The 243-nt window shown below is 42.4% G+C and carries 1 protein-coding gene; it reads left to right on the top strand.

Features of this window, described 5'->3' with window-relative positions; translation table 11 throughout:
- Positions 1-243 (top strand): polysaccharide biosynthesis protein (locus tag IDG65_RS15000; RefSeq protein ID WP_241012763.1); only part of this gene is annotated, 243 nt, incomplete at both ends.

Genomic DNA, 243 nt, shown 5'->3' with positions numbered 1-243 from the left:
CGTGGAACTAGTTGTTCATGCATTTAAGCATGCAGAGACAGGCGATATCATGGTTCAAAAAGCACCAAGCTCAACAGTAGGGGATCTTGCGACCGCATTATTAGAATTGTTTGAAGCTGATAATGCAGCGAAAGACGTGTGGATTAACGGCTTTACACCTCAATACACTATGTCAGTGTGGATGGGCTTCAGCAAAGTTAAACAATATGGTGAAAACTCATTTGTGGGACATAGCCAACAAGA

The sequence above is a fragment of the Staphylococcus sp. EG-SA-17 genome, assembly GCF_017151845.1.
In the GTDB taxonomy this organism is placed as follows: Bacteria; Bacillota; Bacilli; order Staphylococcales; family Staphylococcaceae; genus Staphylococcus; species Staphylococcus aureus.
Note: the sequence above shows the minus strand (reverse complement) of the source record. Positions and strands in the feature narration are given on the sequence as shown.